Source organism: Microbacterium sp. AC035 (genome assembly GCF_979258485.1).
In genome coordinates this window covers 642986-661789 of record NZ_OZ409858.1, presented here as the reverse complement: position 1 = coordinate 661789, position 18804 = coordinate 642986, and the positions used below count along the sequence as shown (strand labels likewise).

19 protein-coding genes, 1 tRNA gene and 1 other RNA gene are annotated in these 18804 nt (G+C 67.4%); 9 read left to right on the top strand and 12 right to left on the bottom strand.

The genetic code is table 11. The features are described from left to right. Nucleotide 1: 1 nt before the first annotated feature. From ACZ0AA_RS03095 to ACZ0AA_RS03075, 5 genes are read right to left on the bottom strand one after another with little or no spacing between them, the layout of a single operon-like run. Nucleotides 2–1804 (bottom strand): acetolactate synthase large subunit, encoded by a 1803-nt coding sequence (locus tag ACZ0AA_RS03095; protein ID WP_400860733.1) that lies wholly within the window; start codon nucleotides 1802–1804, stop codon nucleotides 2–4. Nucleotides 1805–1864: 60 nt separating this feature from the next. Next, nucleotides 1865–3583, bottom strand: coding sequence for a dihydroxy-acid dehydratase (gene ilvD / locus ACZ0AA_RS03090; RefSeq protein WP_311257481.1), 1719 nt, complete (start codon nucleotides 3581–3583; stop codon nucleotides 1865–1867). Between the two features lie 9 nt (nucleotides 3584–3592). Continuing rightward, nucleotides 3593–4390, bottom strand: coding sequence for a trehalose-phosphatase (gene otsB, locus ACZ0AA_RS03085; RefSeq protein ID WP_400860734.1), 798 nt, complete (start codon nucleotides 4388–4390; stop codon nucleotides 3593–3595). Nucleotides 4391–4435: 45 nt separating this feature from the next. Further along, a complete protein-coding gene (locus ACZ0AA_RS03080; RefSeq protein WP_463512118.1) occupies nucleotides 4436–5845 on the bottom strand; it encodes an alpha,alpha-trehalose-phosphate synthase (UDP-forming) in 1410 nt (469 codons plus the stop codon). Between the two features lie 51 nt (nucleotides 5846–5896). Further along, the gene (locus tag ACZ0AA_RS03075; RefSeq protein WP_463512117.1) at nucleotides 5897–7174 is read right to left on the bottom strand and encodes an MFS transporter; all 1278 of its coding nucleotides are present in this window, start codon (nucleotides 7172–7174) and stop codon (nucleotides 5897–5899) included. Between the two features lie 233 nt (nucleotides 7175–7407). Between ACZ0AA_RS03075 and ACZ0AA_RS03070 the strand changes: the two genes are divergently transcribed. Then, a complete protein-coding gene (locus ACZ0AA_RS03070) occupies nucleotides 7408–7686 on the top strand; it encodes a hypothetical protein (protein ID WP_140036887.1) in 279 nt (92 codons plus the stop codon). A gap of 6 nt (nucleotides 7687–7692) precedes the next feature. Here ACZ0AA_RS03070 and ACZ0AA_RS03065 read toward each other — a convergent pair whose 3' ends face one another. From ACZ0AA_RS03065 to ACZ0AA_RS03055, 3 genes are read right to left on the bottom strand one after another with little or no spacing between them, the layout of a single operon-like run. Further along, a complete protein-coding gene (locus ACZ0AA_RS03065) occupies nucleotides 7693–8895 on the bottom strand; it encodes an acetyl-CoA C-acetyltransferase (RefSeq protein WP_463512116.1) in 1203 nt (400 codons plus the stop codon). A 23-nt stretch (nucleotides 8896–8918) separates the two neighbouring features. Continuing rightward, nucleotides 8919–9569 (bottom strand): CoA transferase subunit B, encoded by a 651-nt coding sequence (locus ACZ0AA_RS03060; protein WP_463512115.1) that lies wholly within the window; start codon nucleotides 9567–9569, stop codon nucleotides 8919–8921. Nucleotide 9570: 1 nt separating this feature from the next. Continuing rightward, entirely contained in the window at nucleotides 9571–10344 is a 774-nt protein-coding gene (locus tag ACZ0AA_RS03055) for a CoA transferase subunit A (protein WP_463512114.1), read from the bottom strand. A 103-nt stretch (nucleotides 10345–10447) separates the two neighbouring features. On the opposite strand from ACZ0AA_RS03055, the gene ACZ0AA_RS03050 reads away from it, so the two are divergent. From ACZ0AA_RS03050 to ACZ0AA_RS03035, 4 genes are read left to right on the top strand one after another with little or no spacing between them, the layout of a single operon-like run. Beyond that, complete coding sequence (locus tag ACZ0AA_RS03050; protein ID WP_463512113.1) at nucleotides 10448–11233, top strand: IclR family transcriptional regulator; 786 nt, start codon at nucleotides 10448–10450, stop codon at nucleotides 11231–11233. A gap of 40 nt (nucleotides 11234–11273) precedes the next feature. Beyond that, the gene (locus tag ACZ0AA_RS03045; RefSeq protein ID WP_463512112.1) at nucleotides 11274–11711 is read left to right on the top strand and encodes a MarR family winged helix-turn-helix transcriptional regulator; all 438 of its coding nucleotides are present in this window, start codon (nucleotides 11274–11276) and stop codon (nucleotides 11709–11711) included. Further along, the gene (locus tag ACZ0AA_RS03040; RefSeq protein ID WP_463512111.1) at nucleotides 11708–12934 is read left to right on the top strand and encodes an MFS transporter; all 1227 of its coding nucleotides are present in this window, start codon (nucleotides 11708–11710) and stop codon (nucleotides 12932–12934) included. Before ACZ0AA_RS03045 ends, ACZ0AA_RS03040 begins: the two co-directional genes overlap by 4 nt. A gap of 34 nt (nucleotides 12935–12968) precedes the next feature. Then, nucleotides 12969–13442, top strand: coding sequence for a YbaK/EbsC family protein (locus ACZ0AA_RS03035; RefSeq protein ID WP_463512110.1), 474 nt, complete (start codon nucleotides 12969–12971; stop codon nucleotides 13440–13442). 7 nt (nucleotides 13443–13449) lie between these two features. Here ACZ0AA_RS03035 and ACZ0AA_RS03030 read toward each other — a convergent pair whose 3' ends face one another. Next, nucleotides 13450–13863: a hypothetical protein gene (locus ACZ0AA_RS03030; protein ID WP_400860753.1), complete on the bottom strand. Its 414-nt coding sequence runs from the start codon at nucleotides 13861–13863 to the stop codon at nucleotides 13450–13452. Between the two features lie 108 nt (nucleotides 13864–13971). Next, nucleotides 13972–14044, bottom strand: a tRNA-Lys gene (locus ACZ0AA_RS03025). Nucleotides 14045–14190: 146 nt separating this feature from the next. Between ACZ0AA_RS03025 and hisN the strand changes: the two genes are divergently transcribed. After that, the gene (hisN, locus tag ACZ0AA_RS03020; RefSeq protein ID WP_463512109.1) at nucleotides 14191–14988 is read left to right on the top strand and encodes a histidinol-phosphatase; all 798 of its coding nucleotides are present in this window, start codon (nucleotides 14191–14193) and stop codon (nucleotides 14986–14988) included. A 21-nt stretch (nucleotides 14989–15009) separates the two neighbouring features. Next, nucleotides 15010–15573, top strand: a complete 564-nt coding sequence (locus ACZ0AA_RS03015) for a hypothetical protein (RefSeq protein ID WP_463512108.1) — start codon at nucleotides 15010–15012, stop codon at nucleotides 15571–15573. 28 nt (nucleotides 15574–15601) lie between these two features. Here ACZ0AA_RS03015 and ACZ0AA_RS03010 read toward each other — a convergent pair whose 3' ends face one another. Beyond that, nucleotides 15602–15916, bottom strand: a complete 315-nt coding sequence (locus ACZ0AA_RS03010) for a DUF7882 family protein (RefSeq protein WP_400860757.1) — start codon at nucleotides 15914–15916, stop codon at nucleotides 15602–15604. Between the two features lie 88 nt (nucleotides 15917–16004). On the opposite strand from ACZ0AA_RS03010, the gene ACZ0AA_RS03005 reads away from it, so the two are divergent. Both ACZ0AA_RS03005 and ACZ0AA_RS03000 read left to right on the top strand, forming a co-directional pair. After that, nucleotides 16005–16859 carry a transposase gene (locus ACZ0AA_RS03005; RefSeq protein ID WP_463512107.1) on the top strand — a complete coding sequence of 285 codons (855 nt, stop codon included), beginning with the start codon at nucleotides 16005–16007 and terminating at the stop codon, nucleotides 16857–16859. 124 nt (nucleotides 16860–16983) lie between these two features. After that, nucleotides 16984–18159, top strand: a complete 1176-nt coding sequence (locus tag ACZ0AA_RS03000) for a GmrSD restriction endonuclease domain-containing protein (RefSeq protein ID WP_463512106.1) — start codon at nucleotides 16984–16986, stop codon at nucleotides 18157–18159. A 146-nt stretch (nucleotides 18160–18305) separates the two neighbouring features. Here the strand turns inward: ACZ0AA_RS03000 and ssrA are convergent. Further along, nucleotides 18306–18675, bottom strand: a transfer-messenger RNA (tmRNA) gene (gene ssrA, locus ACZ0AA_RS02995). Nucleotides 18676–18804: the final 129 nt, after the last annotated feature.

Sequence of the window (18804 nt, the reverse complement as noted above, 5' to 3'; positions counted from 1 at the left end):
GTCAGTCCTCCTCGTCGAAAGCGGGCGCGTGCTCGCGGGCGTACTGGACGTAGCTGTTGCTCACGCCCTGGGGAACCATCGGCCACACCATGGAGTCGGCGCTGACGACGAAGTCGATGACGACGGGGCGGTCGTTCGTCTCGAGTGCGAGCTTGATCGCCGCGTCCACCTCCTCCTCCTTCTCCACGCGGATCGCGAGGCAGCCATAGGCCTCGGCGAGCTTCACGAAGTCGGGGATGCGCACGGTGCCGTGGCCCGTGTTCAGGTCGGTGTTCGAGTGGCGACCGTCGTAGAACAGCGTCTGCCACTGGCGCACCATGCCCAGCGAGGAGTTGTTGATGATCGCGACCTTGATCGGGATGTTGTTGATCGTGCAGGTGGCGAGTTCCTGATTCGTCATCTGGAAGCATCCGTCGCCATCGATCGCCCACACCACGCGATCGGGCTCGGCGACCTTGGCGCCCATGGCTGCGGGGACGGAGTAACCCATCGTGCCCGCACCGCCGGAGTTCAACCAGGCGTTGGGTCGCTCGTACTTGATGAACTGCGCGGCCCACATCTGGTGCTGTCCGACGCCCGCGGCATAGATGCCCTCGGGGCCGGTCAGCTCGCCGATCCTCTGGATCACGTACTGCGGCGCGAGCAGGCCGTCGGTGGTCGGCGCGTATCCGAGAGGGAACTCGGTGCGCAGCCCGTCGAGGTACGACCACCACTCCTCCGTGTCGGGGGTCGTCGTGCTGACGGCCGTGCGGAACGCGGACTCGAGATCCACCAGGACGTCGCGGACGTCACCGACGATCGGCACATCGGCTGTGCGGATCTTCGAGATCTCCGCCGGATCGATGTCGACGTGCACGACCTTGGCGTTCGGTGCGAAGAGTGCGGCCTTGCCGGTCACACGGTCGTCGAACCTCGCGCCGAGCGACACGATCAGGTCGGCCTCCTGCAGCGCCAGCACCGCGGGAACGGTGCCGTGCATGCCCGGCATGCCCAGGTGCTGCTGGTGCGAGTCGGGGAACGCGCCGCGAGCCATGAGGGTCGTCACGACCGGTGCGTTCGTCGTCTCGGCCAGAGCGAGCAGCTCGGCCGACGCACGACCGCGGATCACACCGCCTCCGACGTAGAGCACCGGCTTCTTGGCCTCGGCCAGGAGCGCAGCGGCCGCCTGGATCTGCTTGCCGTGGGCCTTCGTCACGGGTCGGTACCCCGGCAGGTCGTACTTGGGCGGCCAGACGAACGGCGCCATGGCCTGCTGGGCGTCTTTGGTGATGTCGACGAGCACCGGACCGGGTCGACCCGTCGATGCGATCTCGTATGCCGCGGCGATGGCACCGGGGATCTCTGACGCGTCCTTCACGAGGAACGAGTGCTTGGTCACCGGCATCGTGATGCCGACGATGTCGGCTTCCTGGAACGCGTCCGTGCCCATCAGGGTCGAGAACACCTGACCGGTGATCGCGAGCAGCGGCACCGAATCCATGTAGGCGTCCGCGATCGCAGTCACGAGGTTGGTGGCACCGGGACCGGAGGTCGCGATGCAGACGCCGACCTTGCCCGACGAGGAGGCATAGCCCTCGGCAGCGTGGCCTGCTCCCTGCTCGTGTCGCACCAGGATGTGCCGGAGCTCGGCGGCGTCCATGAGCGGGTCGTAGACGGGCAGGATCGCGCCACCGGGAAGACCGAAGACGTCCCTGACGCCGAGGAGCTCGAGCGTGCGGACCACGGCCTCGGCTCCGGAGATCTCCGGTGCGGCGGACTTGGGTGCGGGCGGCCTCGGCACAGCCGAGACGGTGTCAGCAGTCATGACACTCCTTCTGATGGTCTGTTGGCGACGTCGGAGGCGGGAAGCCGGAGCCGACGTGGATCAGCCGGTCGTCGCGCCCTCGGCGGCGGACCGCACGAGACGCGAGTACTTGGCAAGAACGCCACGGGTATAGCGCGGGGGTAGCGGCTCCCAGCCAGAGCGGCGGGAGGCGAGCTCCGCCTCGTCGACGAGTAGGTCGAGAGAGCGAGCTGCGATATCGACCCGTATCAGATCACCATCGCGCACGAAGGCGATGGGACCTGCGTCCACCGCTTCGGGTGCTATGTGGCCGATGCACAGGCCGGTTGTGCCGCCTGAGAATCGTCCGTCAGTCAAGAGTAGTACATCTTTTCCGAGCCCCGCGCCCTTGATGGCCGCGGTGATGGCGAGCATCTCACGCATACCCGGTCCGCCCTTCGGACCCTCGTAGCGGATCACGATGACGGTGCCCGCCTCGATCTCGCCGTTGGCCACGGCGTCCATGGCGGCACGCTCGCGCTCGAACACACGGGCGGAGCCCTCGAATACGGCGGCGTCGAAGCCCGCGGTCTTCACGACCGCGCCCTCGGGGGCGAGCGACCCGTGCAGGATCGTCAGGCCGCCGGTCGCGTGGATCGGGTTGTCGAACGTGTGGATGACCTCGCCGTCGATGGGCTGCGGGTCGAGGTCCGCGAGGTTCTCGGCCAGCGTCTTGCCTGTCACCGTGAGCGCGTCTCCGTGCAGCAGACCCTCGTCGAGCATCGCCTTCATGATCACCGGGATGCCGCCGTGGCGGTCGACGTCGTTCATGACGTACTTGCCGAACGGCTTCATGTCTGCGACGTGCGGCACCTTGTCGCCGATGCGGTTGAAGTCGTGCAGGCTCAGCTCGACTTCGGCCTCTCGCGCGATCGCGAGCAGGTGCAGCACGACGTTCGTCGAACCGCCGAGGGCCATCGCAAGGGCGATCGCGTTCTCGAACGCCTCTTTGGTGAGGATGTCACGGGTCGTGATGCCCTGACGGAGCAGGTTCACGACGGCCTCGCCCGAGCGGTGCGCGAAGTAGTCGCGGCGGCGATCCGCAGCGGGCGGTGCGGCCGAGCCGGGAAGGCTCAGGCCGAGGGCCTCGGCGACCGACGCCATGGTGTTGGCCGTGTACATGCCACCGCAGGCGCCTTCACCCGGGGCGATCGCGCACTCGATGCGCTTGAGGTCCTCTTCGCTCATGAGACCCGCGCGGCACGCGCCGACGGCCTCGAACGAGTCGATGATCGTGACGTCCTTCTCGGTGCCGTCCGACAGCTTGACCCAACCGGGTGCGATCGAGCCGGCGTAGAGGAAGACGCTGGAGAGGTCGAGGCGGGCGCTGGCCATGAGCATGCCGGGGATCGACTTGTCGCAGCCGGCGAGCAGCACCGATCCGTCGAGTCGCTCAGCCATCATCACGGTCTCGACCGAGTCGGCGATGACCTCGCGCGACACCAGCGAGAAGTGCATGCCCTCATGGCCCATCGAGATTCCGTCGGACACCGAGATCGTGCCGAACTGCAGCGGGTAGCCGCCGCCCGAGTGCACCCCCTCTTTCGCACCCTGAGCGAGACGGTCCAAGCTCAGATTGCAGGGGGTGATCTCGTTCCAGCTGGAGGCGATGCCGATCTGGGGCTTGTCCCAGTCGGCGTCGCCCATGCCGACGGCACGGAGCATGCCTCGGGAGGTCGTCGCCTCGATGCCGTCGGTGACGACGCGGCTGCGGGGCTTGATGTCGATGGGCGCGCTGCTGGAGGGATCATGCGAGGACATGACGGAAGTCTATTCCCGCCGAGAGGTGCGCTCGTCCGCGAGCGCCTCCAGAAGCTGAGCCATCTCTTGTGGATTCCCCACACGGAGCACGGCGGCGCTCTCCCCCGGGCCCACCCGCACGCCCAGATCACCGTCGGTGAGCACGCGCATCGCGTCTTCATCCGTCACGTCATCGCCCGCGAACAGGATTCCGGTCGCGTCGAAGTGCTCGCGGAGGGCCGCCATGGCGGCATCCTTGCCCTCGTTCCTCGATGAGAACTCGAGGACACGGTGCCCGGCACGCCGACGCCAGTGCGGGAACCGCTCGGCCACGAGAGCGTCGATCTCGGCGAACACCGCCTTCTCGACCTCGGGCGTGGCAGTGCGCGTGTGCACGCCCATCCCGAAGGTCTTGGGCTCGAGCTCGGCACCCTCGTAACGATCGATGATCGGTCGCGCAGCCTCCCACAGCTCCTCACGGGACCCCTCAGCGGTCTCGGCACCGTCGGTCGGGGCATCGCCGACACCCGGGTACCAGTACTGGGCGCCGTGCGAACCGGCCAGAGCGATCAGCGAATCGTCCGTGTGCTCGGTGATGACCCTCAGGTCGTGCATGCTTCGCCCCGACACGTAGGCGACCACTGTGTCTGGCAGGGCAGCGAGCCGAGCGACCTGAGTCGCGACCTCTGGGAGAGCGCGCGCGGCCATCGGGTCAGGGACGAGCGGAGACGCCGTGCCGTCGAAGTCCAGGGCGACGACCAGCCTGGGCGTGGCTGCGATGGCGCTCAGCGCCGGGTCTGCTTCTCCGGGGGTCCAGCTACGGGTCACAGGGTCTCCAATCGAGGCGGTGTCCTCCCAGTATGACCCGGCGGATCAGCGTCGGCGGACGTCAGCGAGCGCGCGGAGGAACGACGACGACCAGGCGTTCACGTCGTTCTCCAGCACGCGGCGCCGCAGGGACCGCATCCGCTTGCCCTGCTCGGCCGGCGTCATGGCGACCGCCGTCATGATCGCGTCCTTCAGCCCGGCGATGTCATGAGGGTTGACCCGCACCGCCTGTCGCAGCTCATCGGCGGCACCCGTGAACTCGCTCAGCACGAGCACCCCGCGATTGTCGGCCCGGGTCGCCACGTACTCCTTCGCCACGAGGTTCATGCCATCGCGCAGGGCGGTCACGAGCATGACGTCGGCGGCCAGGTACAGCGCGACCATCTCCTCGCGCGGATAGCCCTGGTGCAGATACCGGATCGCCGTGTGGCCCATCGTGTCGTGATCGCCGTTGATGCGGCCGACCGCCAGCTCGATCTCGTCTCGAAGGTGCACGTAGGCATCGACGCGCTCACGGCTCGGGCTCGCCACCTGCACGAACGTGACGTCGTCGACACTCAGCTGCCCGTCTTCGAGCAGCTCGCCGTAGGCCTTGATGCGGTGCCGAATGCCCTTCGTGTAGTCCAGCCGGTCGACGCCGAGCAGGATCTTCTTGGGATTGCCGAGGCTCGCTCGGATCTCGGCTGCCCGCGCCCTCACCTCGGGGCGGGCTGCGAGTTCGAGATACGGAGCCGTGTCGATGGAGATCGGGAAGGCCCTGGCGACCGCAGTGCGGGTGCCTCCGTCGTCCGTCGGGATCGCCACGGCCGACCCCTTGACCTCGTAGCGGAGGCGACGGCGCACGGCAGTCAGGAAGTACGTGGCGTCCTGCGCACGCTGGAATCCGATGACGTCGGCGCCGAGCAGTCCCTTGAGCACCTGATCGCGCCAGGGCAGCTGCGCGTAGAGACCGTGCGCCGGGAACGGGATGTGATGGAAATACCCGATCGTGACGTCGGGCCTCAGCTCCCGGATCATCTGCGGCACGAGCTGCAGCTGATAGTCGTGCACCCATACCGTGCCGTTGGGTGCGACGACGTCGGCAGCGGCCTCGGCGAACCGACGGTTGACCTTGACATACGCCTCCCACCATTCGCGGTGGTACTGCGGGGGCGCGATGACATCGTGGTACAGCGGCCAGATCGTGTCGTTGGCGAAGCCCTCGTAGTAGTCGGCGACCTCTTCGGCGCTGAGGGGCACGGGGATCAGGTCGATGCCGTTGATCTCGAATCGGTCCAGCTCGATGTCAGGCTGTCCCGGCCATCCCACCCAGGCCCCGCGCGCGCTGCGCATCATCGGCTCGAGAGCCGCGACCAGACCACCCGGGGAGGTCCGCCACTCCTCGTCTCCGTCAGGACCCACGACCCGGTCGACGGGAAGTCGGTTGGCGACGACGACGAAATCTGCGACTGACATTGGTGAGTGCTCCTGACGATGCAGTGGGGTTGCTCCTCAGGCTACAGAAGCTCAGACCGAGGCTACGCGAGGTCCGGTCGCACTGAGGTGCCAATTGACAAGGGCGGAAGCGAACGCTACGCCGGCGGCGATGATCGGCAGGACGAGGGCGCTGCCCGTTCCCACGCTCTCGGCGAGCTCCCCTGCCACGGCCGCTCCGAGGGACTGGCCGACGACGATCCCCGAGCCGAGCATCGTCATCACGGTGGCCGAGCGGCCGAGCGGACTGCGCGCAGCGCCGAAGCTGTACTGCGTCACCAGGGTCGGTCCGATTCCGATGCCCATGATCGCCAGTGCGACCATCATCATCGCGGGCGAGTCGACGAGGAGCAGCAGCAGGCTGCCCGCAAGCAGGATGCCGGAGAACATCAACCAGCGAGCGCGCAGCGAGAAGCGCACCGGCAGCCACGCGACGCCGAGGGCGAGGATCGCCGAGCCGACGCCCATGACACCGTAGAGGAGCCCTGCCTGCTCAGGGGCGCCTCGATCGGCCATGAAGGATGTGAGCGCCGTGAGCATCGTGCCGAAGAACATCCCCACTCCGAGGATGCCGATGACGACGATCAGCAGACGCGCACTGAAGAGCTCCGACACCGACGACGGTGCCCTGCCGTGCTCATCTCGGTGCACGGAGACGGCACGCGCACTCGGGTGCAGGGCGAATGCGCCGACGAACACCACCGTGAGCGCAGCCGCACCGATGAGCGGGGCCCACGGCGCGATCGCCGACGCGAGGATGCCGACGATGAAGGGCCCGAACACGAACACGGTCTCGTCGGCGGCGGACTCGTACGCCATGGTTCCCGAGACGGTGCGGGTGCGGAGGGACTCCGGCATCCGGTCGGCGATCATCGTGACGAGTCTGGATCGTGACATCGGGGCGACCTGCGGGGCCGTCGCGCCGATGCCGAAGGCGGAGATCAGCACGAGAGCGTCCGCTCCCCCGGTGTAGACGACGACGGCGAACAGCACCAGCATCGCCCCGTTGGCGATCGCCAGGATCAGCAGCACCATGCGCTGGCCGAAACGGTCGGCCGCGGCGCCCAGCAGGGGACCGAAGCACGCCGTGCCCAGGCCGACGGCTGCGGAGGTGAGACCGCCGAGCGAGAGCGACCCTCGCGCCGAGACGACGACGGTGAGGACTCCGACGACCATCATCGCGAACGGCAGCCGGGCGATGAACGCGATGATGAAGTACGGCAGGCCCGCGATACGGAGCAGTCCAGGTGCCTCCGGCGTCGGGGTCGGCGTCGGGGCGTGGTTCTGAGGGCTGGGAGTTGCGTGTGTCATGGGCTCTCGCGCGTCCGCAGACGCGGGGTCGGGTGCCGCCGCTGTCCGCCGGAAAGCCGGCGGCCGGTAGATACACGGATTGCGGCCGCGGACCAGCCGCGACTCCCCCATCGTACCGCGCGCGGCAGAACGGCGTCCGAGTACCTTACGCTCATCGCAGCTTCGCCTGACAGAATCCGGCCCCGATTGTCAAGGCTGAGCGCGGCCTGGCCAACGGAAGGTAGCGTGAGGGCATGAACTACCTCTCGGGAACCGGACTCCTCGGCGCCATCATGACGGGAACCACCCTTCTTCGCGGCTCCCGCGACACGCGGCTCACGTGGCGATCCGCTCTCGCGTGGGTGAGCTGGGGCATCAGTCTGGCCCTCGCCATCGGAGCGGTCATCGACACGCGCCGCGCGAAGCAGGGACGACCGGTCTCGCCGGACTCGCCCGTCTACGCGAAGCAGCAGAGGGAGCACGAGAAGGAAGCCAAGAAGGAGTCGAAGGGCATCAAGCCCCTCAAGCGCTGACTCGCCTCAGCGGGTGAGGATCAGCGCCTCGCCCTGTCCTCCGCCACCGCACAGCCCGACGGCAGCGGTGCCCGAACCGCGGCGCGCGAGCTCATGCGCGACGTGCACGACGAGCCGCGTGCCGGATGCTCCGATCGGATGACCGATCGCGACGCCGCCGCCGTGGATGTTGACGACGTCGCTGCTCAGACCGAGCTCGACCTGAGACCGTGCGACCACCGCTCCGAACGCCTCGTTGATCTCGACGACATCGAGGTCTGCGGGTGTGATGCCCTGCTTCTCGCACGCGCGTTCGATCGCCCGCGCGGGCTGGGCCTGCAGCGAGTTGTCCGGCCCTGCGGTCTGCCCGCTCGCGCCGACGGTCACGAGCACCGACCAGCCTCTGGTCGCCGCCGTGGCGCGGGTGGTCACGACGACCGCCGACGCTCCGTCGGAGATCTGAGACGAATTGCCGGCCGTGATCGAGCCGCCCTCGGCGAACGCCGGCCGAAGGCCCGCGAGCGACTCGACGGTCGTGTCAGGCCTGATGCCCTCATCGGCGGTGACGAGCAACGGCTCACCCCGGCGCTGGGGAACGGCGACGGACACGATCTCGTCGTCGAACACGCCGGCGGTCTGAGCCGCCGAGGCCCGCTGATGCGACAGCGCCGCCACCTCGTCCTGAGCCGCGCGCGTCAGCTCGTAGCGGGCGTTGTGGCGCTCGGTGGACGCGCCCATGCTCTCTTTGTCGTATGCGTCGGTGAGGCCGTCGTGGGCCATGTGATCGAGCACCTCGACGCTGCCGTACGTCCATCCGTCCCGCGACCCCATAAGCAGGTGCGGGGCCCTGGTCATCGATTCCATCCCGGCCGCGACGACGACCGCCGCGTCTCCCGTCCGGATCATCCGAGCCGCGTCGATGATCGCAGTGAGACCCGAGAGGCACACCTTGTTCACGGAGTGGGCGGGAACGTCCCAGCCGATGCCGGCTCCGATCGCTGCCTGTCTCGCGGCGTTCTGTCCGGAGCCGGCCGCGAGGACCTGGCCGACGATCACGGCGTCCACGTCCGAGGGATCGATGGATCCCTGTTCGAGGGCACCTCGGATCGCGAATGCGCCGAGCTCCGGTGCGCTGAAGCTCGCCAGTTGTCCCTTGAGGCGACCCTGGGGAGTGCGCGCCGCGGCGACGATCACGACGTCCGCGTCGCTCGAGTGGTCTTGGGCGGTCATCTTCGCCCCTCCGTTCTGTGCGTTCATCTGTCGTGCAGCTCTTCGGGGATCGTGAGTGCCGGCTCCGTCGCCGCCACGACCTGCTCCACCGTCACGCCCGGTGCGAGCTCGACGAGCGAGAGACCTTCCGGTGTCACGTCGATCACCGCCAGGTCGGTGATGATCCTATCGACCACCTGACGGCCGGTCAGGGGAAGCGAGCAGTCGTGCACGATCTTCGCCGATCCGTCCTTCGCGACGTGCTCCATCAGCACGATGACGCGCGCGGCACCGTGGACGAGATCCATCGCGCCGCCGGGGCCTTTCACCATCTTTCCGGGGATCATCCAGTTCGCCAGGTCTCCGCTCGCGGACACCTGCATCGCTCCGAGGATCGCTGCGTCGATCTTTCCGCCTCGGATCATCCCGAAGCTCGTCGCGGAGTCGAAGTACGCAGCACCCGGCAGGACGGTGACCGTCTCCTTGCCTGCGTTGATCAGGTCGGGATCCACCGCATCCTCGTGCGGATAAGGCCCGACTCCGAGGATGCCGTTCTCCGACTGCAGCACGACGGTGATGCCCTCCGGCACGTGGTTCGGCACGAGCGTGGGCAGCCCGATGCCGAGGTTGACGTAGGAGCCGTCCCGCAGCTCTGCTGCAGCGCGAGCGGCCATCTCATCGCGTGTGAGCGCCATGTCAGACTCCTTCCGGCGTGACGGTTCGACGTTCGATGCGCTTCGGGATGTCGGTGCCGACATCGACGACACGGTGCACGAAGACACCCGGCAGATGGACGCGGTCCGGATCCAGCTCGCCCGGTTCGACGAGCTGCTCCACCTGCGCGATGCAGATTCGTGCGGCCATCGCCGCGAGCGGGTTGAAGTTGCGCGCCGCCTTGTTGAAGATCAGATTCCCGTGTCTGTCCCCCGCCAGCGCATGGACCAGCGCGAAATCGGTGGTGATCGCCTCTTCGAGCACATACTCACGTGGTCCTTCCGCGGTGTCGAAGGTGCGAACATCCTTCGCCGGAGACGCCACCGCGATGCTGCCGTCGGGGTTGTAGCGTCGCGGGAGTCCACCTTCGGCGACCTGCGTGCCGACGCCGGTCTGGGTGAAGAATGCGGCGATCCCAGACCCTCCCGCCCTGAGCTTCTCGGCAAGCGTTCCCTGCGGGGTCAGCTCGAGTTCGAGTTCGCCGGAGAGGAACTGCCGCTCGAACTCTTTGTTCTCCCCGACGTACGACGAGGTCATCTTGCGGATGCGGCGGGCCGCGAGCAGGATGCCGAGCCCCCAGTCGTCCACTCCGCAGTTGTTGCTGACGATGCTGAGCCCGCTCGTGCCCTGAGCGAGGAGCGCCTCGATCAGCGCGATCGGGTTACCGGAGAGTCCGAAGCCCCCGACGGCGAGGGACGCACCGTCCTCGATGTCTGCGACCGCTTCTGCGGCGCTCGCCCACTGCTTGTCGATCACGCTTGCTCCTTCGAAAGGCATACCTGTTCAGCATCCGCTCCTGGTCGCCTGAGCGAAAGGCGCATGTTGCCATGTGGTCGCTTCGGGGCGTAGCGTCCACATTATGGAATCGAACGCCGTCGTTCCGGGAGCCCAGGCGATCGCTCGCGCCGCGAAGCTCCTCCGGCTCGTCACCGCCAGCGGGCACGAGGGAGCGTCACTGCAGGATCTCGCCCGCTCCGCCGACCTGTCCCGCTCGACCACCCATCGACTCCTGTCCGCGCTCCGGGCGGAAGGGCTGGTCGACCGCGAAGAGTCCAGCACGCGCTGGATGCCCGGGCCGGAGCTCTTTCTCATGGGATCCGTGGCTGCCGCGAGGTACGACGTGACCGCACTCGCCCGGGACATCGTCCGTTCCCTCGCGGTGAGGACTGAGGAGAGCGCCTTCCTCTCGGTGCGCAGGGCCGACGAGACGGTCTGCCTGCTCCGCGAGGAAGGGTCATTTCCGATCCGGTCCTTCGTGCTGAGCGAGGGAGTCCGGTTCCCGCTCGGAGTGGCAAGCGCTGGCCTCGCCATCCTGGCCTTCCTGCCTGACCACGATGTGGACGCCTATCTCGACCGTCATCCCGAGCTGGAGAGCACCTGGGGTCGCCAGCACAGCACCGGACCTCTGAGAACTCGCCTGAGCGAGACCAAGGAGCGGGGCTACGCGGTGAATCCAGGACTCATCGTCGAAGGCAGCTGGGGACTCGGCGCGGCCGTGTTCGATCGGTCTGGACGACCGGAATGGGCGCTGAGTCTGACCGGTGTCGGATTCCGCTTCGGCCCCGATCGCATCGGCGACCTCGGCAGGACACTCCTCGCCCACGCGCACCAGCTCTCGGCGCGGATCGCCGGCGCCCGACGCTGACTCGGGATCATTACATACCCTCTGGTATATACTTAGTGGTATGAATCGCCAGGATGTCATCCCCTCCCTCGTGCTCTCGGGATACGCGCTCGGCCGCATCGCTGCTCAGGACGCCGGTAACGATGCACCTGCGGCCCAGTGGCGGGTGCTGAGCCTGCTCGAGCAATCGGGACCGAAGCGGGTCGGAGAGCTCGCGGCTGCGGCACGCACGACCCAACCCGGCATGACGCGACTCATCGGGAATCTGGAGCGCGAAGGACTCGTCCTCCGCTCCCCCGATGCCGACGACTCGCGCGCGATAGCCGTCGCCGTCACAGACTCAGGCTCCCGCGCACTGCAGGCGTGGCGCGAGGAGTTCCGAGACACGCTCGCTCCGCGCTTCGCCGACCTCGATGCCGACGAGTGGGGAATCCTGACACGCGCCGCCGAGATCCTCGCGGCACACACCATCACCGACTCGACAGGAGCAGCAGAGTGAACACCCCCGCCACCTCAGTGTGGAAGCAACCGGCCCAGGTCTGGGCCGTCGCCTTCGCGTGCGTCGTCGCCTTCATGGGAATCGGCCTGGTCGACCCGATCCTCCCGGCGATCGCGGAGTCGCTCCAGGCGACCCCGTTCCAGACCGAGCTCCTGTTCACGAGCTACCTCGCGGTCACCGGACTCGCGATGCTCGTCACCAGCTGGATCTCGAGCCGCATCGGCGCCAAGAAGACCCTGCTGATCGGACTGGCCCTCATCGTCGTGTTCGCCCTCTTCTGCGCGCTCAGCGGCAGCGTCGACGCGGTCATCGGCTTCCGTGCGGGGTGGGGACTCGGCAATGCGCTCTTCATCTCGACCGCATTGGCGACGATCGTCGGTTCGGCCGCAGGGGGCAGCTCCGCGGCCATCATCCTGTATGAGGCGGCTCTCGGCCTCGGCATCGCGATCGGCCCGCTCCTCGGGGGCCTCCTGGGCGAACAGAGCTGGCGCGCACCGTTCTTCGGCGTCGTGGCGCTGATGGCCATCGCGTTCCTCGCCGTCCTCGTGCTGCTGCGCGGGCCGGGCGAGAAGCGCACCCCCGTGCCGTTCTCGGCGCCGTTCAAGGCCCTCGGCAACCCCGCGCTCGCGGTGCTGGCCGCTGCGGCGTTCTTCTACAACATCGGGTTCTTCATCCTGCTCGCCTTCTCGCCGTTCCCACTGGGCTTCGGGGCGATGGGGATCGGCTTCACCTTCTTCGGCTGGGGCATCGCGCTCGCCGTGACGAGCGTGTGGGTCGCACCGCTGCTGATGCGAAGGATGTCACGCACGCGTGTCATCCTCACGGTCCTCCCGCTTCTCGCGGTCGATCTGATCGTCGCCGGGCTCTTGGTCGAGTCGGCAGTCGCCCTCGTCGTCTGCATCGTGGTCGGCGGGCTGCTCCTCGGCGTGATGAACACCGTGCTCACGGAAGCGGTCATGGAGGCGACGGATCTGCCCCGCTCGGTGGCCTCGTCGGCGTACTCCTCGGTGCGGTTCCTCGGCGGAGCCATCGCTCCGCCGCTCGCGGCAGCTCTGTGGCACGCATTCGATGCAACGGTCCCCTACCTCGTGGCAGGCATCGCGGTGCTCGTCGCCGCTCTGACCGTCTTCCTCGGGCGCAGGATCCTCGCACACATCGACGACGAGCCGGATGACGCCGCCGTCGAAGACGCAGAGGCCATCCTGCTGGGCGACGCCGCCTGAGACTCGGGCCTGCTGCGTTCGATACCGTGGGGTCATGAACGACCTCCCCGAGCGCAGCAGGCTCGTCCAGCAGCACCTCATCGACGCGGGCGTCACGGCCGAGATACGCGTCCTGCCTGATTCCGCGCGGACCGCCCGCGAGGCTGCCGCCGCAATCGGATGCGATGTCGCAGCGATCGCGAACAGCCTCGTGTTCGTCGCCGACGAGACCCCCGTGCTCGTGATGACGAGCGGTGGGCACCGGGTCGATCTCGAGGTCCTGGCACGAAGCATCGGTGCCACCACGATCGCGATGGCACCGGCATCCGTAGTCCGCGACGCCACCGGCCAGGCGATCGGCGGGGTCGCCCCGGTCGGGCACCCGACGCGGCTCCGGACGTACATCGACGAGGATCTCCGCGAGCACCGAGAGCTCTGGGCAGCGGCCGGGCACCCGCACACGGTGATGCCGTTGACCTTCGACTCCCTTCGGCACCTCACCGACGGAGACGTCATCGCGGTCGGGTGACCGACCGCTACTTCACCGTGACCGTGATCTCGGCGGTCTGCTGATCGTCGACGTCCTCGGGCACTGTCCCGCGGAACTGGTACTCGAACTGGATCACCGTGGTGCCGTCGCCGACCGGCGCGAAACGATACGAGACCTCACTGGGAGCGCCGGTCTCGCCGTCTTGGCCGAGGTATCGGGTCCGCTCATCGCCCGGACCGAGCACGGCCGGGTCGGGCTCGCGAGTTATCACCCACGCGTCGCCGACCGACGGATTGATCTCGCCGAAATCGACGACGAGGGCTTCCTCAGGCGCGAGTGTGACAGACGAGGTCGTGTGGTCGACCGTCTTCTCGGCGGCTGAGCAACTCGTCAGTCCCCAGCCGAGAGATGTCGCGACAGTCACGACGGCACAGACCTTCACCAGTCTCCACATGGCCATCCCCCCCTAGCGTTTGCATCACGCTAGCGCACCGGAAGCCTGATCCTCGGCATCTCCGTGGGTGCAGAAAAGCCCCGATGACTGGCGAGAGTCATCGAGGCTGATCCGTGCACCCCCTCGGACTTGAACCGAGAACCCACTGATTAAGAGTCAGTTGCTCTGCCGATTGAGCTAGAGGTGCGTGGCGCGGTATTCCCCGGCCGAGGAATTACATTACCAGCCGATCGCCGCCGGGCGAAATCGAGCCGGGTCCTCGGCGTTCGCCGCGCGTGTCGCATCATGTCAACCCCTCTCAGAGTCCCGTGTCCGGGCGGTTATCCTGGACTCGTGACCGCCTCCCCCCGCGTCGACGACCTCTCTCGCGACCTCGCACTCGCCCTCCGACTCGCCGACGCCGCCGACGCGCAGTCCCTCCCCCGGTTCGACAGCCCCGACCTGGAGATCTCGACCAAGGCCGACCATTCGCATGTCACCGATGCGGACCTCGCGACCGAGCGGGCGATCCGCGAGATCCTCGCCACCGAACGACCGAGCGACGGCATCTTCGGCGAGGAGTTCGGCGCCGAAGGCAGCACCGACCGGCAGTGGATCATCGACCCGATAGACGGCACAGCGAACTTCCTCCGCGGAGTGCCGCTGTGGGGCACCATGATCGCCCTCGCGGTCGACGGAGTCCCCCAGGTGGGCGTCGTCAGCATGCCGGCCATCGGACGCCGCTGGTGGGCCGCCGCAGGCTCGGGAGCATGGACCGCGACGGAAAGCGGCCCCCGTCGCGTCAGAGCATCCTCCGTGTCGTCTCTCGACGACGCCAGCGTCAGCTTCCAGAGCATCACCCAGTGGGCCGAGTCCGGGCACATCGATCAGCTGCTCGCGCTCGCCGACCGGGTCTGGCGTGATCGCGCCTACGGCGACATCTACGCCTACATGCTCCTCGCCGAGGGGCGAATCGACATGGTCGCGGAGTTCGGCGTCAAGGAGTACGACGTCGCCGCTGCCGTGCCGATCGTGCGCGAGGCCGGCGGCCGGATGACCGGATTCGATGGCGCTGAGACGATCTCGGACCTGTCGGCACTGGCCACCAACGGCATCCTCCACGACGCCTTCCTCGATCTTCTGCACGACTGAACCCTGATGAAGGCTCGCCCGATGAACCGCTTCACCTCCGCCGCGCTGGGCGCTCTGCTGCTCACTGTCGCGCTGACATCCTGCGCAGGAGCGCCCGACGGCTCTGCGTCCCCCGGGCCGGACGCACCGAAGCCCTCTCCCACAGCCACGTCTCAGCCCGCCAGCACTCCGCCCACCACGCCCGCGGCGGAGCCCGCATGCGACACGATCGTGTCAGCCGGCACGGTGCAGGTCCTCACCGACGAGGGATGGTCGTTCGAGGAGAAGGAGTTCGTGGTGGGCGGCGTGACGCTGGCCGACGGCCTCCTCTGCTTCTGGGCCGATTACAGCGTCGCCTCCGACCACGGTCAGCTCTACGGCTGGTCGCCGATCAGCGCTGAGGATGCCACGAAGGCGCAGTCCTCGCTATTGGCAGAAGGCTGGACCCGAGAAGACGGCCCTGACGGCATCTACATCACCGAGAACCCGCAGTTCGCGATGGGCACCGACGAAGACGGATACGGCATGACCTACCTGTTCGGCGACGGATGGGTGAAGTTCGCGGACACGCGCCAGGGCCTGATCTTGATCGAGTGGTCCGCCTGATCGGACCCCGACCGGCCGCGCGGCGCGCTCACTGCGCCGGTGCGTCGATCACCTCGTCAACCAGGAGAATGCCGCCGGTGGAGTTCACCGACTGCATGAGGTCGTCGATCCACCGCGGGTTCAGCTGAGGCTGTTCCGGCTCGTCGAAGGTGAAGCGAAGCGGGATGGACGGATGGATCCAGATGGTGGACCGCCCGCCCGGCTCCCCTTCGGGGTGACGCCACGACAGAGTGAAACTCTCCTGTCGGCGGAGTTTCGTCGCGATGACGATCTTCAGATGCGCGAGTGCCCGGTCCTCGATGTGGATCGGAACGTCCGACGCGCCATAGAACAGCGTTGCCATGCCAACCAGAATACTGATTCAGACGGCGTTCGACGTGCACGCGACGCCGCCCCGGGGCACAGAACTTGCGCGGTGTATCGTCGCTCGCATGGACTCCGAGCTCGCTGACATCGCGGTGACGCTCTACACCGGATCGCCGGCAGAATTCGTGGCCGCACGCAACAGGAGAGCGGATGACGTCGAAGACGCCGATCTCGCGGCTCGGATCCGTGCTCTGAAGAAGCCGTCGGTCGCAGCCTGGGTGGTGAACGTCTTCGCCCACGAGCGCAGCTCGCAGCTCGGAGAGGCCCTGCAGCTCGCGGAGGAGCTGCGCGAAGCGCAGGAAGATCTGGATGCTCGGGCTCTCGCGCAGCTCGGCCGAGATCGACGTGCACTCACGAGCAGACTCGCCGCCGACGCCGCCGAACTCGCCGAAGCCCGGGGACAGCGCGTCACTGCGTCGACGCGCGAGGCGGTTCAACAGACCATCAGCGCCGCGTTCTTCGATCCGACCGCCGCCGCGGCCGTCGCCTCCGCCAGGCTCGTCCGGGAGCTGGAACCCGCTGGCACGTTCGCAGACATCGTCGACAGCATCGTCGGTGGAGGGGCACCGGGCACGCCCTCGGTCGCCGCCAAGCCTCTCGACGAGGTCAAGGCTCGCAGAGAGCGGCGGGACGCGGAAAGGGCGTTCAGAGGAGCGGAGAAGACGCACCACGACGCGGCGCGCGAAGCGGCGGCAGCCGATCGAGCGCTCCGCGATGCTGTGGTGAAGATCGAGGACCTCACACGCCGCGAGCAGGATCTCGAAGCCGATCTGGCGAAAGTGCGCCGCGAAGCAGAGCGTGTGCGGGGGGACGCCGAGAAGGCGGAGACCGAGCAACAGGTTCGCGCACAGCGCGTGCGCGAGTCGGAACAAGATCTCCGCACCGCACAGAAAGCCCTCGACCGACTCACCGGCCGCTGATCACCGGCGGCGAAGACGGGTCGGCTGGAATACGCGCACCCGAACGCGCTCGTCGGCGTACCGGTATTCTGTGTGTATCCTGAGCGCGGGACTCCACGGCGGAGCCCGTTTCACAGGGAGTGGCATGCGCAATCGGATCCTGGGTGCCTCTCTCGTGGCGGTCGCTGTCGTCGTCGTATGGCTCACTCCTTCGACGGCTCTGGCAGCGCCTCCGACCTCGGAGGAACGGATACTCGTCGCCACGCTCCTGGATCAGTTGCGCGTCGAAGCGCCTGCCACCGTGAAGTACGACCGCGACCTGTTCTTCGAAGGCGCGGACCTCGACCGGGATGGATGCCGCACCCGCCAGGAGGTGCTCCTCGAGGAGACGGACGTGCCCGCGACCGTCACCGGCGTCTGCACCGTCTCCGCGGGTCAGTGGTTGTCCTACTACGACAACGTCACGCATGTCGACCCCGCCGCAGTGGAGATGGATCACCTCGTCGCGCTCAAGGAGGCATGGGTATCCGGCGCATGGTCGTGGACCGACGCACAGCGAAAGGCGTACTCCAACGACGTCGACGACTACCGCACTCTGACCATGGTCACCGCGGCCGTCAACACGGCGAAGGCCGACAAGGATCCCGCCTCGTGGATGCCGTCCTACCGTCACGTTCGGTGCACCTACGTCGCCGAATGGGTCGCGGTGAAATGGCGTTGGAACCTGTCCGTCGACCCCACCGAGAAGAACGCCATCCAGACGCTCCTCAAAGAATGCGGCGCTCAACCGGACGCCTGGCTCCCGGCGATGCCGTCTGTCGGGCAGCCATCCGCACCACCCCTGCCAGAGCCCGTCGCCGTGCACCGATTCTGGAGCCCCGTCTACCAGGGGCACTTCTTCACCGCAGACCCGGCGGAACGCGATCAGATCATCGCACGCTGGCCCGATGTGTGGACCTATGAAGGACAGCGTTACACCGCGTTCACGACCCAGGTCGCAGGCACCATCCCGCTTTACAGATTCTGGAGCAGCACGTACTCGGGGCATTTCTACACCGCAGACCCGGCCGAGCGTGCTGCGGTCTCCGCCAGGTGGCCGAACATCTGGAAGGACGAAGGGGTCGCCTATTACGTGTACCCGGTGGACTCCCCGCAGGCCGACACCGTTCCGGTGGCTCGATTCTGGTCGAACTCCGCCGCCCATCACTTCTACACGGCGGACGCGGCAGAACGGGATGCAGTCCTCGCCAGATGGTCCAGCGTGTGGTGGCACGAAGGCGACAGCTTCCGCGTGCCCGCCGCGGGCGTACCCGGCCCTTAGCGACCCGGGCGACCGGGCGACCCCGGCGACACACTGCCAGCGCCGTCGTCGCCGCTGGAGCCACCGCGACTCACGACAGAGCAGAAAAAGGCCCGCCTCCCCAGTGATCACCAGGGAGGCGGGCCTTCTTGCTTGTGACAGCGACGTGGTGGAGCTGGGGGGAATCGAACCCCCGTCCAACGCTGAGTCTCCACGCCTTCTCCGGGCGCAGTCTGTGAAGACGTTCTGCTCGGCTCCGACCTTTGTCACAGACACCTAAGTCGACGAGCCCAGCCTGGGAAGAGTCCCACGTGACGTCCAGACGCCATCACGCAGCAAGATTCCTAAATGACGCCAGGATCCGTATCGGAATCACATACGGCCTGACGGACTATCGGGCTCGCTTATGCAGCGAGGGCGAAGTCGTTGCGCTTGGTTTCGGCAACTATTTTTTTGCAGAGAGCGTTTACGAGATAACTCTGCATCCTCGGCCCGCTTCTCGTGGATTCACAGGCGCTGTCGAAACCGATCAGCCCCGTGGTCCTTCTCTCGAAGGAGCCGCTGTCACACTGTTGATTTTTCACCTCGGGAACCGGAGTCCCCGAGCCTCATAGACTACAACGTTCGCAGCGGCTGCGCCATTCCTCGCCTCATCAGCGTGCTGGC